The organism is Stenotrophomonas sp. STEN030 (assembly GCF_056759995.1).
Genome location: NZ_JBRREB010000009.1, coordinates 69782 through 82291, shown reverse-complemented (window position 1 = coordinate 82291; position 12510 = coordinate 69782). Strand labels below are relative to the sequence as shown.

At 62.7% G+C, this 12510-nt stretch carries 22 protein-coding genes; 20 read left to right on the top strand and 2 right to left on the bottom strand.

All coding sequences use genetic code 11. The annotated features are described in order from the left end of the window. Complete coding sequence (locus ACVOLR_RS04835; protein WP_481535424.1) at nt 1-522, bottom strand: phage regulatory CII family protein; 522 nt, start codon at nt 520-522, stop codon at nt 1-3. Nucleotides 523-1897: 1375 nt separating this feature from the next. Here ACVOLR_RS04835 and ACVOLR_RS04830 point away from each other — a divergent pair. Beyond that, entirely contained in the window at nt 1898-2227 is a 330-nt protein-coding gene (locus tag ACVOLR_RS04830; protein ID WP_481535423.1) for a hypothetical protein, read from the top strand. Nucleotides 2228-2314: 87 nt separating this feature from the next. On the opposite strand, the gene ACVOLR_RS04825 is transcribed toward ACVOLR_RS04830, so the two are convergent. Next, a complete protein-coding gene (locus ACVOLR_RS04825; protein WP_481535422.1) occupies nt 2315-2602 on the bottom strand; it encodes a hypothetical protein in 288 nt (95 codons plus the stop codon). Nucleotides 2603-3063: 461 nt separating this feature from the next. Between ACVOLR_RS04825 and ACVOLR_RS04820 the strand changes: the two genes are divergently transcribed. The 19 genes from ACVOLR_RS04820 to ACVOLR_RS04730 all read left to right on the top strand — a co-directional run bounded on the left by ACVOLR_RS04820 (nt 3064) and on the right by ACVOLR_RS04730 (nt 12494). Beyond that, nucleotides 3064-3516 (top strand): hypothetical protein, encoded by a 453-nt coding sequence (locus ACVOLR_RS04820; protein ID WP_481535421.1) that lies wholly within the window; start codon nt 3064-3066, stop codon nt 3514-3516. A gap of 69 nt (nt 3517-3585) precedes the next feature. Continuing rightward, nucleotides 3586-4113, top strand: coding sequence for a hypothetical protein (locus ACVOLR_RS04815; RefSeq protein WP_481535420.1), 528 nt, complete (start codon nt 3586-3588; stop codon nt 4111-4113). Beyond that, the gene (locus ACVOLR_RS04810; protein WP_481535419.1) at nt 4110-4421 is read left to right on the top strand and encodes a helix-turn-helix domain-containing protein; all 312 of its coding nucleotides are present in this window, start codon (nt 4110-4112) and stop codon (nt 4419-4421) included. Before ACVOLR_RS04815 ends, ACVOLR_RS04810 begins: the two co-directional genes overlap by 4 nt. Continuing rightward, nucleotides 4418-4636 (top strand): hypothetical protein, encoded by a 219-nt coding sequence (locus tag ACVOLR_RS04805; protein WP_481535418.1) that lies wholly within the window; start codon nt 4418-4420, stop codon nt 4634-4636. The genes ACVOLR_RS04810 and ACVOLR_RS04805 overlap by 4 nt, the downstream gene beginning before the upstream one ends. A gap of 129 nt (nt 4637-4765) precedes the next feature. Next, the gene (locus ACVOLR_RS04800) at nt 4766-4972 is read left to right on the top strand and encodes a hypothetical protein (protein ID WP_481535417.1); all 207 of its coding nucleotides are present in this window, start codon (nt 4766-4768) and stop codon (nt 4970-4972) included. Beyond that, nucleotides 4969-5145, top strand: coding sequence for a hypothetical protein (locus ACVOLR_RS04795; protein WP_481535416.1), 177 nt, complete (start codon nt 4969-4971; stop codon nt 5143-5145). The genes ACVOLR_RS04800 and ACVOLR_RS04795 overlap by 4 nt, the downstream gene beginning before the upstream one ends. Further along, nucleotides 5127-6035 carry a recombination-associated protein RdgC gene (locus tag ACVOLR_RS04790; RefSeq protein WP_481535415.1) on the top strand — a complete coding sequence of 303 codons (909 nt, stop codon included), beginning with the start codon at nt 5127-5129 and terminating at the stop codon, nt 6033-6035. The genes ACVOLR_RS04795 and ACVOLR_RS04790 overlap by 19 nt, the downstream gene beginning before the upstream one ends. Nucleotides 6036-6052: 17 nt before the next feature. After that, nucleotides 6053-6634, top strand: a complete 582-nt coding sequence (locus tag ACVOLR_RS04785; RefSeq protein ID WP_481535414.1) for a hypothetical protein — start codon at nt 6053-6055, stop codon at nt 6632-6634. A gap of 11 nt (nt 6635-6645) precedes the next feature. Continuing rightward, nucleotides 6646-6939, top strand: a complete 294-nt coding sequence (locus ACVOLR_RS04780) for a hypothetical protein (RefSeq protein ID WP_481535413.1) — start codon at nt 6646-6648, stop codon at nt 6937-6939. Between the two features lie 56 nt (nt 6940-6995). Beyond that, the gene (csrA, locus tag ACVOLR_RS04775) at nt 6996-7184 is read left to right on the top strand and encodes a carbon storage regulator CsrA (protein WP_481535412.1); all 189 of its coding nucleotides are present in this window, start codon (nt 6996-6998) and stop codon (nt 7182-7184) included. A 104-nt stretch (nt 7185-7288) separates the two neighbouring features. Continuing rightward, nucleotides 7289-7612: a DUF7694 domain-containing protein gene (locus ACVOLR_RS04770; protein ID WP_481535411.1), complete on the top strand. Its 324-nt coding sequence runs from the start codon at nt 7289-7291 to the stop codon at nt 7610-7612. After that, entirely contained in the window at nt 7587-8291 is a 705-nt protein-coding gene (locus ACVOLR_RS04765; protein WP_481535410.1) for an HNH endonuclease family protein, read from the top strand. The genes ACVOLR_RS04770 and ACVOLR_RS04765 overlap by 26 nt, the downstream gene beginning before the upstream one ends. After that, on the top strand, nt 8272-8523 hold the full coding sequence (locus ACVOLR_RS04760) for a hypothetical protein (protein ID WP_481535409.1): 252 nt from the start codon (nt 8272-8274) through the stop codon (nt 8521-8523). The genes ACVOLR_RS04765 and ACVOLR_RS04760 overlap by 20 nt, the downstream gene beginning before the upstream one ends. After that, entirely contained in the window at nt 8523-9554 is a 1032-nt protein-coding gene (locus tag ACVOLR_RS04755; RefSeq protein WP_481535408.1) for an early set domain-containing protein, read from the top strand. The genes ACVOLR_RS04760 and ACVOLR_RS04755 overlap by 1 nt, the downstream gene beginning before the upstream one ends. Next, a complete protein-coding gene (locus ACVOLR_RS04750; protein ID WP_481535407.1) occupies nt 9551-10249 on the top strand; it encodes a hypothetical protein in 699 nt (232 codons plus the stop codon). Before ACVOLR_RS04755 ends, ACVOLR_RS04750 begins: the two co-directional genes overlap by 4 nt. After that, nucleotides 10246-10455 carry a hypothetical protein gene (locus ACVOLR_RS04745; RefSeq protein WP_481535406.1) on the top strand — a complete coding sequence of 70 codons (210 nt, stop codon included), beginning with the start codon at nt 10246-10248 and terminating at the stop codon, nt 10453-10455. Before ACVOLR_RS04750 ends, ACVOLR_RS04745 begins: the two co-directional genes overlap by 4 nt. Then, nucleotides 10448-11131 carry a phiTE_072 family protein gene (locus ACVOLR_RS04740; RefSeq protein ID WP_481535405.1) on the top strand — a complete coding sequence of 228 codons (684 nt, stop codon included), beginning with the start codon at nt 10448-10450 and terminating at the stop codon, nt 11129-11131. The genes ACVOLR_RS04745 and ACVOLR_RS04740 overlap by 8 nt, the downstream gene beginning before the upstream one ends. Beyond that, nucleotides 11128-11394 carry an excisionase gene (locus tag ACVOLR_RS04735; RefSeq protein WP_481535404.1) on the top strand — a complete coding sequence of 89 codons (267 nt, stop codon included), beginning with the start codon at nt 11128-11130 and terminating at the stop codon, nt 11392-11394. The genes ACVOLR_RS04740 and ACVOLR_RS04735 overlap by 4 nt, the downstream gene beginning before the upstream one ends. Further along, nucleotides 11334-12494, top strand: a complete 1161-nt coding sequence (locus ACVOLR_RS04730; RefSeq protein ID WP_481535403.1) for an Arm DNA-binding domain-containing protein — start codon at nt 11334-11336, stop codon at nt 12492-12494. The genes ACVOLR_RS04735 and ACVOLR_RS04730 overlap by 61 nt, the downstream gene beginning before the upstream one ends. Nucleotides 12495-12510: the final 16 nt, after the last annotated feature.

The following is a 12510-nucleotide window of genomic DNA, read 5'->3' as shown; positions in this document are numbered from 1 at the left end:
CTACGGGCACCCATCCCGAGCAACCACGGACGAGCCGGCGCCGTATGGCCATTCCTGCTTACTGAAGTGCTGCCGCTGACCAGGAATGATCGGCAGCGCCGGCGGCGCAGGTGGTGCAGCCTGAAGCTGAGTGAGCTGCGTGCTGATCCGCTCAAGGGCTTCGCCGTGCTGGGTCTGCAGGTGCGCGAGCTGCTCGAGCAGCTCCTGCTGGCGCTCCTCCGTAGGCAGGCGGCGCACCTCATAGCCAAGGTCAGCGGCCATCGCCAGGAACAGGTCATGCCGGCCGAAGCGCTTGGACAGCGCCCACAGCTCGCCGACCTTGAAGAACTCCGACTTGTTGGGGTTCAAGCAGCTGTTGAACTTCGCGATCGCGCTTTCCCACGTCGACAGCTTCTCTTTGTCCCAGAAGCCCTCATCCAGCAGGAATTGCACCATCTCGTTCTTGGTGCGCGCGTCGACGTCGAGGGTGCGTTTAAGGGCGCCCAGCGCCTCACGCAGCCACGCTTCTGTTGTCCAGGTCATTTTGGAGTCCGTGGTTGATTGTGGGGCGCCTGGTCAGGCGTTGCCCTACTGCGGGTCGGGCGCTGCCGGACAGACCGACCACAGCGCGCGATGAAAAAATGGGAAGCGATACAAACTGCAGGGATGCCCGTGTGACAGATGCGAGCGACGAGATCCACATCGATGCCGTCGCGCGCCTTGGGCTCGTGCGGGCGCTGTTCCCCCTGCTCATTGACAGTCATCCGCAACCCGCAGTGCTGCTGCGGGCGCTGAAGGAGCACGCTGAGAGGCTCGAGCGTATAGTCCGATCCGCCGACGCCAGCGCTGCAGAAAAGGCTCACGCGCGGGAATGTCTAGCCGAACTCCATGTACTGCTGGTGCGCCTGCAGCGCGCTCGAGCGCTTGCAGAGCGTGCTCGGGCACAAAAGGACGACCCTCAATCGCGAGGGACAGTTCGAGGTGCTCCGGACCGAACACCAGAGCGGGAGCGCGACTGAGCTCCCTCCGGCGCAACTTGGATACCTCCTGCTGGAGGCCAACTACCTGACGCTCCAGCTCTGCGGTCCGCCGCGCATGAGATAGGTGGGCACGCTCCAGAGCGCCGAGGCGGCGAAGAATCGCGGCCGCCAGCGTGGGGTTCTTGATGTCCAAGGGTGGCTTGCTCATGCGGCAGCCACCCGTGAATAGGTGGTGTTCTCCGGGTAGGCTTGCAGGTGCGAGCCAAACACACCCACCACGGAGAACACCATGGAATCGCCAACGGAAATCGAGCTCCGCAACATCACAAACCTGCAGCGACGGCAGATACAAGCTCTTGACGCCAAGCTCGACGAACTAACCGGCGGCCTTCTGGCTAACAACATCGCTGTGCAGGTACTCATGGGGATGAGTCCAGACCTGGATCGCTTGGAGACCAACCTGAGGACTGCTCGGCAGAGCCTTGAGGAGACTGCCCAGCCGGCGTCCGCGGCGATGGCGATAAGCTTCCGAGGGACGTTCGATCAGCTACTGACTCGTGTGGACCGTGCAAGGGCAAAGCGGGCTCAGGCAGATCACTCTCGGTCTCCCCAAGAAAGTTAAAACTCACCCGTGCAGCAGCCCGGGAGGCAATCTCTGTCTGCAACGCGATGTGCTCGGCGGCGTATTCGGCGCGCTTCGCTTCGATAGCCAACAGCTCGCATCGGGTTGCCTTGTTGAGCCAATCGCGAACCCACACTCTTGGGTTCCACCGATCAGGCAGCGCCCACCAGGGCGCCTTGCCTTGCCCTGCCCCATCCCGAGGATTGCCGAGGTTCTTGGTGACCATCAGGATTGCTCCATACGACTGAAACAGAGGGCGCCCACCTGCCAGTAGGATTGGAGGTCCAACCCAACCAGATCGCTACCGGAGGAAGGCATGGAAGTGGAATACCTGACGGCGTACGTCAGCACCGGAGACGGCATTTCGAAGATTGATGTGCTCAAGCTCGGCCCCCTCGAGCATTGGCTGGTTCCCTTTTGGCTCGAATGGCCTGACGAAGGGCTGCAAACGCCAGAGCGAGCCATTCGCCTCGAAGGACTGGCCTTCCAGCACGGGGCGATGGGACTCGTGGATCTAACGGTACAGACCGTAGTTCCCAGAGCTGTGCTCTGCGGGGAAACCCGGTCAGCAGAAGGCCTCGAGTTTCAGATTGAGGAATGGCCGACATCCCGCTTCGGGAAACTGCCGATTCCGCGGAAGAACTGACGCCTTTCGGACGGCCAAGCTGATCCAGGCAAGCCTCGATCAGGTCCTCACCGTCCACCTTCAGCGGGCCATTGGCGGAGGTGACCATCAGGCTTCCTCCACGGGGACGATGCGCCGCTGGTCGGGGTCTTCCTGTTCGGGCGTGACGTCCGCGGTTGCCGCTGCCGGCGCAGCGCGCACAACACCTTCGTGCTGGTCCAGGGCATCAATCAGCTGCTGGAGGCTCGAGACGGTTGGGTTCGTGATCTGGCCATGAGCCAGTTTCGTCAGCCACGAGTAGCTGATGTGCTCGTTCTGACGGGCGATTTCCGCGTATTGGCCTTCGTGTGCGCGAAGGCGTCCCACGGTTTTCTGCAGAAGGGTGTCGGCGTCCATGCCTGCAGATATAGCAAACTTTTGCTCACATCGGAAGAAATACTTTGCGAGCCCCTAACAATATTCTGCTCACATGAGCAGTGATTCAAATCTCGTCCTAGCAGAAAACGTGCGCCGCCTCATGGAGGCGACGGGCGACTCTCAGGTCAAAGTTGCCAAGCGAGGGGGGTTGTCCCAACGCAATGTGGGCAATGTAGTCACCTATGGCACAACACACTCCACCTCCCCGACCGTACGAACAGTGGATGGCATCGCTGCAGCCTTCAGGGTGCCGTCGTGGGTGCTGTTCCTGCCAGGCATACCCGTCAACCTTATGACCGACGAACGGCTTGGCAGCCTTCTCCATGACTTCGTAGCTGCTTCCGATGAAGGTCGAGCCAGCATCGCGCGGATCGCTTCCGCGGAAGTTAGGTTCACTGCGACGACCGGGACGGTTGGGCGCAAGGCCGGATAAGGCACGCGTGAACGCCCTTCCTGGCATTAAGCCCTCAGAACAAGTGAACTATCTGGCCGGGCTACTTTTCGGGAAGCACAGGGACCCCGAGGCGATGCGCTGTGGCGTACTGACAGCATTTCAGCAAGCCCGTGATCTCCACGGTCGAGCCATCTACGAGTACAGAGTGTGGTGCATCTCCACCTCTGACTTCAGCGCTTTCAAGGTAGATCAATCCGAACACTACGCCTTTGCTGCTCCTTTGGTTGATGCAATTCCCTACAGCGACTATAGCTTCTGGGACCGCTCGATCAACCGCGGTTTCATGGATGCCAAGCTCACCGAACCTGTCCCAAACCCACTACTTGCTCAACTGGCCGGGTTCACACCGGAGGAGGATTTGGTGGACGATATCCTCTTGGATCTTATGCAGAAGTGCGCCGTCAACCTCGGTGCAAAGCATATCGGCGCACCTCAATAGCAAACTTTTGCTTGACACCTGAAGTTTCAAGCAATATTTTGCGAGCCATCTCACAGGGATGGCTATCGCATGACGCTTCTGTCTTCCTCGCTTTACCTCGCCCTCGGCGCTGGTGCCGCGGCCATTGCTGGCATCTGGGCTGCACCGCAACCCACCCCCGCCACGACTCCGCCTCTATCGGCTGAAGCGACCCGCGCACCTCACGTGCCGGCGAAGCTGGTTATCACCCATCCGCGTATCTGTGCAGCGGTGGCGGTCTACGACTTGGCCGACGCCAACGATTGGGGGCTGCGCACCACCGTGGCCAACACCGCCCTCAACCGCTTTCGCGATGGTGGCGCAGTGCCCGACTGCAGCACGCGGCTCACCGCCCTCATGGCCAAAGATTTCTCATGGCCCCGCTGGCAGCTGGCGCTCGACGCCGTCGACGCCGTGATCAGCGGTGACTATTCCGTTTCCCCCGACGCTTGCGCCCGGGCCAACACGATCATCCCCCTGTCGATCGTGCCGGACTCCCCACCGGAAGCCGTACCCCCTGCGGCAGCCCGGGCGCAATGCGTCATCTATGACCTGGCCTTCGTAGAGGTGCGCCCGTGAGCGCGCCTACCGTCGAGCTGATGCCCGAGCAGCGCGCGCTGGTGGTGGGTGGTGCTGCTGGCAAGATCGTCTGGCTCACGGTCGCCGAGTACAAGGTCTACGAGAAACTCAACGCGGACCTTGGCCAATTCGTTACTCAGGCAATTCTGCACGCAGCACTGTATGGCGCTGCCGATCCTCCGAAGTCCAACTCGCTGCAGGTCATCGTCAGCCGCCTGCGCAAGAAGCTTGCCGATGCCGGTGCTGAGCACAAGATCTTGGTGGTCTGGAAGGTGGGCTATCGGCTGACCACGGGCGGCGAGGCATGAGCGCACCTTCCCTGTCCGGCGTCGACGCTCAGTTCGAAGCCATTTTCGGCCGCAATCTGCTGCCGGAGATCGCCAAGCCGGTACCGCTCGACCACCAGTTCACTGAAGACGGCATCTGCAGCCACTGCGGCTACGAAGGGGCCGACTTCCACCACTGGAAGCACCACACACCAGAAGGCCTGGCGTCGGATGCCAGCTGCCCGCCGTGTGCCTGATCGCCTGCCGAGCATTGCTCAGCACTTTGGTTGGTGCCTGCATCGCCGCCGCTCTGCCGGTGCTGCTGCTCAGCCTCCTCGCATGGAGCCCCTCCAGTGAATCAAGAGATTGGGTGTCTGAAGTACGGGTTGAACGCCGTTGTTTTCCGGAACTCGCGGGAGCGCACCGCCGAGGAGCGGATGAAGCGCTACTACGCAGCTTCGGTGGCCTATCCGCACCGCCAGCTGGCACTTCGCGAGCAGATCGGAGCCTCGCTACGTGCGGCATGGAAGGACGGCAAGCGCCCGAACCTGAAGCTGATCAGCCGCATGGTCGCGGCATTGGGGCGCTCATGAAGCTGTTCTTCGTCTACGCGCCGGGCATTGCCCGCCCGCATGAGGTGCTGGCCGAGGACGAGGATGGCGCGGCCGCAGATGCCATCTACGCCTGGGGCATGACCGAACTGCCCGCCGGCACGTCCATCACTTCCGAGTCACCTGGAGACGCTTCATGTTCTTCCGCAACCTGACCATGTTCCGCTTCCCGGCGTCGACCGACTTCTCGGAGATCGCCACGCTGTTGCCACAGGTCCAGCTCAAGCCAGTTGGCGCGCTCGAGATGGTGTCCCGCGGCTTCATCTCCCCCTTCGGCCGCGAAGAGAAAGAGATCCTCTCGCACCGCATCGGCGACGCGCTGTGGCTGACCGTCGGTACCGAGTCGAAGATCCTGCCCAACACGGCGGTGAACGACGCTCTGGGCCGGAAGCTGGAGCAGATCGAACAGAACGAGGGTCGCAAGCCCGGCGGGCGCGAACGCAAGCGCCTGAAGGATGACTTGCTGCACGAACTGCTGCCGCGCGCGCTGACCACCAGTGGCCGCACCGATGTGCTGCTGGACCTGCAGCACGGCTATGCCGTCGTCGACACGTCCAGCCGCAAGACCGGCGAGAACGTGATGAGCGACATCCGCGGCATGTTGGGGAGCTTCCCCGCGATGCCGCTCAACACCGAAGCGGCGCCACGCTCGATCCTGACCAACTGGATTGCTGGCGAGTCGCTGCCCGATGGCCTGAGCCTGGGCGAAGAGTGCCAGCTGCAGGATCCCGCGCAGGGCGGCGCGGTCGTGAAGTGCCAGTACCAGGAACTGCGCTGCGACGAGATCGACAAGCATCTGGACGCCGGCAAGCAGGTCACCCGCTTGGCGCTGGTGCTCGAAGACAACCTGTCGTTCGTGCTCGGCGAGGACATGGTCGTTCGCAAGCTGAAGTTCCTGGACGGCGCGCTCGACAAGCTGGACCAGGTCGAGGAAGACAGCCGCCGCGCGGAGCTGGACGCCCGCTTTGCGCTGCAGAGCGGTGAGATCCGCCGCTTGTTCCTGCTTTTGGAGCGCGTCTTCAAGATCTCAAAGGCGGGGGGCTGACCATGAGGCTCACCAAGATGTCCGACGTGGTCACCATCATCCGTGGTGGCGGATCCGTCCGGAAGACCGGCCAAGGCGGTCTGCTGGCCCTGTACGACGTCGATAGCAAGCAGGTAGACGCCTGGCAGAACGCCATCAAGGCGGCCGCAACGTTTCTCAGGTACGAACCGCTGGATCTGCCCGAGCCGAGTGCTGCCGCAAGCACAACGATCTGCTTGCGCGCTGAGCCCGAACGCCCAGTTTCCCCGACCGGCAAGCAGCAGAAGTTCGAGGTGCTGCGCGGCCGGGTGAAAGAACTGGCCGACTACTTCCGACTGGCCGGCAAGTGTCCCGAGCGGATCAGCCTCAGTCCTGCGGACTTCACCTACCTGCTCCGTAGCATCAACGCGCGCATTCGTGCAGACGCCCGCGCAGTGGCCCGCTCCGAGAACGAACGCCGCAAGGCCGAAGGCGTCCGCGGCAAGCGCGTGAAGCCGGCTTACGTCGAGGCATGCGCCATGACCTGGGCGGGCATTCCGCTTGTCGAGGGTCCTACGTATTCGAAGCACCGTTCCGTCGACCTCACCCCAACCCCCACCACCAGCGCATTGGCGCCGTAGGAGGTCTACGCATGTTCCACCGCCCTCGCCTTCTGCTCGGTGTCGCGCTTGCCTTGGGCTCGAAGCTCGCAGGCAGCCAGCCGATCCGTCCACCGCAGCCGGCCCCGAAACCTGAAATCAAGAAGACCCGCCGCGTCGCTCGCTCGGAACGCTGGAGCGGCTTCCTCACTGATCGCCGCCGCTGGCTGATTCGCTGGGCCCCGAATGGCGGTGGCAATCGCGAACGCCAGCGCCGCTGCCGGCAGATTGCCGTCGGAACGCTCAACCGCTCCAACGGGCTAGTGCCCTTCAACCGCAACCACTGATCACCCCGTCCCGGCCGCGCCCCCACGGCCGGGCTCCATGGAAACAGGAGACACCAATGCTCGTTCTCACCCGCCGCGAAGGCGAAGTAATGCACATCGGCGACAACGTCGCCGTCACCGTCCTTGGCATCAAGGGCAACCAGGTGCGCATCGGAATCACGGCGCCGCGCGCTGTGAATGTTGCGCGCGAGGAGCTGCTCACGCCGGATGAGCTGGCCAGCCACCGGGAGGCCGCGCAGGCATGACTGAGCGCAGATTCAATCGAGCCGAGCGACGGGCATTGGCCGCCAAACACCGAGGGCTTCCAGAGGCATTGGTCGAAGTACCAAGGCACCTGTGGCCAACGGCCATGGCCGGCCTGCAGCGGCCGCCTGAGCGGGTCTGGCGCAACCGTGCCTTTCTGGTGCAGCAGTACGTCGAAAATGGCGCGCCGCCGCGTTTGTCCATCAATCGTCTGCGCATGTTGGCCAACGGCCGCTGGGCAGATGGAATCACGTGGGACGAGATCCAGAACCTCAAAGCCCAAGCCGGCTACGGCGACCGTTGGGCTGTGGAAATCTTTCCTGCAGCGCGCGACCTGGTGGACGTGGCCAACGTGCGCCATGTCTGGCTGCTCGACGATGCTCCCGAGTTCGCTTGGAGGCGCAATGAAGTTTCGCGCTCCGTGGACTGACGACGAGGACGAGACCTTGCGCCTCAACTATCCGAATTTCCCAGCGTTCCTGATCGCCCATGTGCTGGGCCGGCCGCGGTCGGCCGTGTATCGCCGTGCCGAGCTGCTTGGGCTCAAAAAGTCCGAAGATTTCGAGACGCACCCTCTTGCGCACCTCTGGAACGGAACGCTCGCCCCCGAGAGTGTTGCTTCGCGCTTTCAGCCCGGCCGGATCCCGCCAAACAAGGGGCTGCGTCGCCCAGGTTGGCACGCCGGCCGGATGAGGGAGACCCAGTTCAAGAAGGGGCGGCCAGCCCATGAAGCCCGCAACTATGTGGCGATCGGTACCGAGAAGATCTGCCCGAAGCGCAGGGTGCTGATGCGCAAGGTCACGGACGACCCGTCCATCTTCCCGGTCAACCGCTGGCGACCCGTACACGTGATGGTCTGGGAAGCAGCCCACGGTCCAGTAGCCGACGGGCACATCGTGGTGTTCAAGCCTGGGCTGAAGTCCTTGGTGGCCACCGAAATCACCGCTGACCGACTGGAACAGATCTCGCTCGCCGAGAACATGCGTCGCAACAGCTTCCACACCCGCTACCCGAAGGAGCTGGCCGAGCTCGTGCTGCTGAAGGCCCGCATCACCCGAAAGATCAATCAGCGCACGAAGGAGCAGCGCGATGAAGAACAAAGTCAGTGACGTCCGCGACCACCTGGTCGCGATGCTCGAGAACTTGGGCGACGACAGTGCAACGCCCGAGAAGATGGCCCAAACGATTGAGCGGGCCAAAGCCACCTCGCAGGTCGCCGTCACCTACATCTCCGCAGTAAAGATCGAGTTGGACGCAATCAAGCTTTTCGACGAAGTCGGCCGCACCACCGTCGCAGTGGATCCGCAGCCGCGCACCCCCGCCCTTCCTGGAGCCCGCTGATGTCTACCCCCCGCAACCCCATCCTTATTGGCCAGGCCGAGGTCATCGACGTGCTGCTGCCCGAGGTGCGCACCATGCTGCAGCGCCAGGGCATCTACTTGGCCAGCGACAGCGCGCGCCCGGGCTTCACGGTTCCATTGGTGGTCAACGCTGACGGCGTCTGGTCCATGGAGATCGACGGGCGGCTGGATCCCGAACACTTCCACAAGACCGTGCGCATTTCGGGGCCCTTCTTCGCTCCGGGCGAGGAAATCGATCCAGTGACTGCCAAGGACGCAGCATTCGCTGCCGCTCAGATCGACGAGCGCGCGGTTATGCACGGTCTTGCCGACCGAATCGCCGGCAACGCAGCCCCTGACGAAGATGGCCGACTGGAAGTCGCCTATGCGATCGCGCGTTATCTGGGTTTGGACTGGCCCGCCGCGGCGCCGGGGATCGACCCGGCCGACCCGTGGCGCGGCCTGTACGCCCCAGAACTGATGCCCAAGCTGGATGGCGTCAAGGTATGGAGCGCGATCCATCCGGATCTGCCGCAGTGGCCGAACCCGGATGACGAAGAGCGCGCCCTTGATCCGCTGGTAAAGGCGCAGGGCTTCGCGTTCGCTGTGGTCGATGGCGAATACCCGGACGAAGACCACGTTGCAGATGAGCCCGATGCTTGCGCATGGCTGGCCAACTGGAAGCCCGAGCCGCCGGCAGGCGAGCACTGGCGCCTTGTGATGGTCCACGACACCGAAGATGGCCCCGCCGCCGTTTTCGTTCGCCCGCTTGCCCTGATCGACTCCAGCCCCAAGGGCGGCACTGATGCGCCCAACATGTTCTGGAACGATGCTGATTCAGAAAGGGCGTTCGACTCCATCACCGAACTGGTCAGCAGGGAGTGGTCGAACGGCGCAGTCGTGGCTGGTGACGTGTTGGAGATCCAACAGGCCATCCGACTGCCGAACATCAAGGTTCGCGTCGTCGAGTCCGAAGACGACGGCGTGGACTACGAGGGCATGAAAGCGACCAGCGCCGAGGTGCGTCCGTGAGCGCGCCCTTATCCCTGGACTTCACCATCGAGCGCCGCGCCGGCATCGACATCGTCGTGTTCGCAAATGACAGCTGCCGGCCCGCCATGGAGACAGAGGTGACCATGTGGAACCGTCTGGGAGAACTTGCCCTCGCGCCCACGCCGTTCGACCTGCACCGCCTCGTGCTGCCCGAATGGCTGAGCGAGCAAATCGGCGACCAATTTAATGATGTAGAGCCCGGCCAAGCCTGGCGTATGGGCTTCAACGAATGCCGCTATAGGACCCAGCTTCTGGTTGACCAGGCGCTGGGAGTCCCCGCGCGCCTATTCGGCGCCCGCGCCATGACTGAAAGCGATCGATCAGACGGAGAAAAGCAGGCCGCAGTTCTCCGCGACTTACTTGCCGATGACTACCCCAGCAGCAACGATGAGGCGCCCCGCTTCACGCTGGAGCGGGCCGCATTGCAAGCAGCGATCTCAGCATTGCAGGACACCGCCCTGCTAGACGCCGTACAGCGCAACCGATGGAAGGTGGCGCCTACGGATCTTCCAACCGGTATGGGCGACGCCGATGTGGGCTGGCGAGTCATCGAGGAAGACATGTCCTCGCCCAGCGGGAGACGCATTGTGCATGAACATCCCACCGACAATGTGCGCGAGGCCCTGGCTACCGCAATGCAGGCGGCCACCAACGACCCAGGGGCGTCCCAATGATCACGCGCCTATTCGACAACGCTCACGTGTTGTACCAGCCCACCGACGACAACGGTTTCACCGAGGTGGCTATAGCGGCTTCAGTTGACGGTGGTGGGCAAGTCATCCTGGAGCAGGAGGGCCGCCACATCGTGATCAACCCGGAATCCGTGACCGAGCTGTGCCGCCTGCTGAAAAAGCTGCAGAAGGAAGGCGCAAATGGATGACCAGCAGCGCGCCCGACAGTTGCTGCCCGCAGACGCAATTAGAAACGCCTACGAGTTCATGGGCGAAGAAAAGGTCGTGCCGGTGATCGTCGCAGTGGAAACAATCACCGCCGCACTGCGCGCCGCGCCGGAGGTGCTGCATATCCAAGTGCGCAACAACGGCGAGTTCGGTTCGTTCTACCTGCGCGAGGGCGTCGAGGGCGAAGGCGACCGCCGGCATTATTGGTGCGAGCTGACGTGCAACACCTCTTTCGGGACCGTCGGCCACTACTGGTCGAGTATGGGTGGCCCAGCCGCGCGCTTCTTGGCCAAGCTCAACCGTGGATACCTGATTGGCAAGCTGTGGGGTTCAGAGGCAACCGTGTTCTGCGGCGATAACGCTGTGGAACAGGCCAAAGCAGCACTGCTCCGAGAGCGCCGCGACCGGGACCTGTCGAAGGAGGATGCGCGCGAGGCGTTTGACGCCTTCTGGAACGTCAACACGGAGTTCGAGTGGCATCAAATGGTGCTGGACTGCGATTGGCTACACCGGCACCTCACGGAGTGCGGCGGCCCATTTGGCAGCGTAACGAATCCGCAGGCGCAGGGATTCTGGGAAGCCCTGTGGCCGGCCTTCCTCGCCCAACTAAACGCCACCCACCCGGTCCTTGACGTACGGAAGACAGGACAGCCATGAACGCCAATCCGGTTTTTTCACAATCCTCGATAAGAGGACTGCTGAGGCCGCTGCGCTTCGTGACCATCGAAAAATTCGAAGAGCTCACCGGCTACACCCCCGACGCGACCAGATCCAAGATCAAGCGCGGCGACTGGCTGGAGGGCGCTGTCTACATCAAGGCCCCTGACGGCCGTGTTTTGATCGATATTGAGGGTTACGAATGGTGGGTCCAAAACGGGGCAGCGGTGTCCGCGCAATTTCGCCGAGCAGCATCCAAATAGATTTTACTTATCGCGGCGCCAGGTGCCGTGAGCGGATCAAGCTCCCGCCCAACCCCCGCAATATTCGGTTCTGTGAGAACCTGCTGGGCCAGATCCGGATCGAGATCGAAAAAGGCATTTTCGACTATGCGGCGCACTTCCCCACAAGCAAGCGCGCCCGGCAGGTCATCGAGAAGCCGGCGACGCTGGACGACTTGAAAACAGTCCTGGATCGGTGGCTGGCGAGCAAGCAAAACGAGCTCGAGCACAGCACCATCATCGGCTACAGCCGGATCGTGAAGAACATCCTGATTCCGCGCATCGGCACCATCGCCCTGCGAGACTTCGACCGGGCCCAGCTCCGTGACCTGGTTGCCAGCTTTGGGGCTGAGGTGACAGCCAAGCGGATCAACAACGTGCTTGGGCCGCTTCGGGGGGCCCTTGATGACGCCGTCGACGACGACCTGATCAAGTCCAACCCTATGGACAGCTTCAAGGTCCGCCGCAGAGCGAAGGTCAATGCCCCCGAAGAGGTGGATCCGTTCAGCCCCTCGGAAGTCCTGGCTATCTTGGCGGCCTGCGACGAGCCGCAGGTACGCAACTACTGCCAGTTCAACTTTGCCAGCGGCTTGCGCACATCGGAAATGATCGGCCTCTGCTGGTCTGACATCGATTGGAACCGCGGCACGGTGAAAATCCGGCGCGCCTGGGTCATGGGCAAGATGAAGGCGCCGAAGACCGACTCGGGCGTACGTGAGGTTTCCCTGGTCGCGCCGGCGTTGGCTGCCCTCAAGGCGCAGCGCGCGCATACACTGTTGGCCGGCGAGTTCGTTTTCCACGACCCCAAGACCAACGCACGCTGGGGCTCGGACCAGACCATTCGTGCCGGCAGCTGGCAGCGGACATTGAAGAAGGCCGGGATTCGGTACCGCTACCCGTACCAGATGCGCCACACCTTCGCGAGCCAGGCATTGAGTGCCGGCGAGAACGTGATGTGGGTGGCCAAGCAGATGGGTCACCGAGACTGGACGATAACAGCGAAAAAGTACGCCCGATGGATTCCTTCTATAGTCCCTGACGCAGGTCATAGGCTTAACGCGGTCTGGGAAAATGCGCGCTGATACTAAACTCAGCCCA

What these genes read in the sequence shown, in the direction of transcription:
- ACVOLR_RS04735 (WP_481535404.1), top strand. Translation starts at nt 11,128, where the DNA reads ATGAACGCCAATCCGGTTTTTTCACAATCCTCGATAAGAGGACTGCTG.
- ACVOLR_RS04770 (WP_481535411.1), top strand. Translation starts at nt 7,289, where the DNA reads ATGGCCGGCCTGCAGCGGCCGCCTGAGCGGGTCTGGCGCAACCGTGCC.
- ACVOLR_RS04805 (WP_481535418.1), top strand. Translation starts at nt 4,418, where the DNA reads ATGAGCGCACCTTCCCTGTCCGGCGTCGACGCTCAGTTCGAAGCCATT.
- ACVOLR_RS04760 (WP_481535409.1), top strand. Translation starts at nt 8,272, where the DNA reads ATGAAGAACAAAGTCAGTGACGTCCGCGACCACCTGGTCGCGATGCTC.
- ACVOLR_RS04790 (WP_481535415.1), top strand. Translation starts at nt 5,127, where the DNA reads ATGTTCTTCCGCAACCTGACCATGTTCCGCTTCCCGGCGTCGACCGAC.
- ACVOLR_RS04825 (WP_481535422.1), bottom strand. Translation starts at nt 2,602, where the DNA reads ATGGACGCCGACACCCTTCTGCAGAAAACCGTGGGACGCCTTCGCGCA.
- ACVOLR_RS04815 (WP_481535420.1), top strand. Translation starts at nt 3,586, where the DNA reads ATGACGCTTCTGTCTTCCTCGCTTTACCTCGCCCTCGGCGCTGGTGCC.
- ACVOLR_RS04745 (WP_481535406.1), top strand. Translation starts at nt 10,246, where the DNA reads ATGATCACGCGCCTATTCGACAACGCTCACGTGTTGTACCAGCCCACC.
- ACVOLR_RS04740 (WP_481535405.1), top strand. Translation starts at nt 10,448, where the DNA reads ATGGATGACCAGCAGCGCGCCCGACAGTTGCTGCCCGCAGACGCAATT.
- ACVOLR_RS04795 (WP_481535416.1), top strand. Translation starts at nt 4,969, where the DNA reads ATGAAGCTGTTCTTCGTCTACGCGCCGGGCATTGCCCGCCCGCATGAG.
- ACVOLR_RS04755 (WP_481535408.1), top strand. Translation starts at nt 8,523, where the DNA reads ATGTCTACCCCCCGCAACCCCATCCTTATTGGCCAGGCCGAGGTCATC.
- ACVOLR_RS04765 (WP_481535410.1), top strand. Translation starts at nt 7,587, where the DNA reads ATGAAGTTTCGCGCTCCGTGGACTGACGACGAGGACGAGACCTTGCGC.
- ACVOLR_RS04785 (WP_481535414.1), top strand. Translation starts at nt 6,053, where the DNA reads ATGTCCGACGTGGTCACCATCATCCGTGGTGGCGGATCCGTCCGGAAG.
- ACVOLR_RS04830 (WP_481535423.1), top strand. Translation starts at nt 1,898, where the DNA reads ATGGAAGTGGAATACCTGACGGCGTACGTCAGCACCGGAGACGGCATT.
- ACVOLR_RS04780 (WP_481535413.1), top strand. Translation starts at nt 6,646, where the DNA reads ATGTTCCACCGCCCTCGCCTTCTGCTCGGTGTCGCGCTTGCCTTGGGC.
- ACVOLR_RS04835 (WP_481535424.1), bottom strand. Translation starts at nt 522, where the DNA reads ATGACCTGGACAACAGAAGCGTGGCTGCGTGAGGCGCTGGGCGCCCTT.
- csrA (WP_481535412.1), top strand. Translation starts at nt 6,996, where the DNA reads ATGCTCGTTCTCACCCGCCGCGAAGGCGAAGTAATGCACATCGGCGAC.
- ACVOLR_RS04730 (WP_481535403.1), top strand. Translation starts at nt 11,334, where the DNA reads ATGGTGGGTCCAAAACGGGGCAGCGGTGTCCGCGCAATTTCGCCGAGC.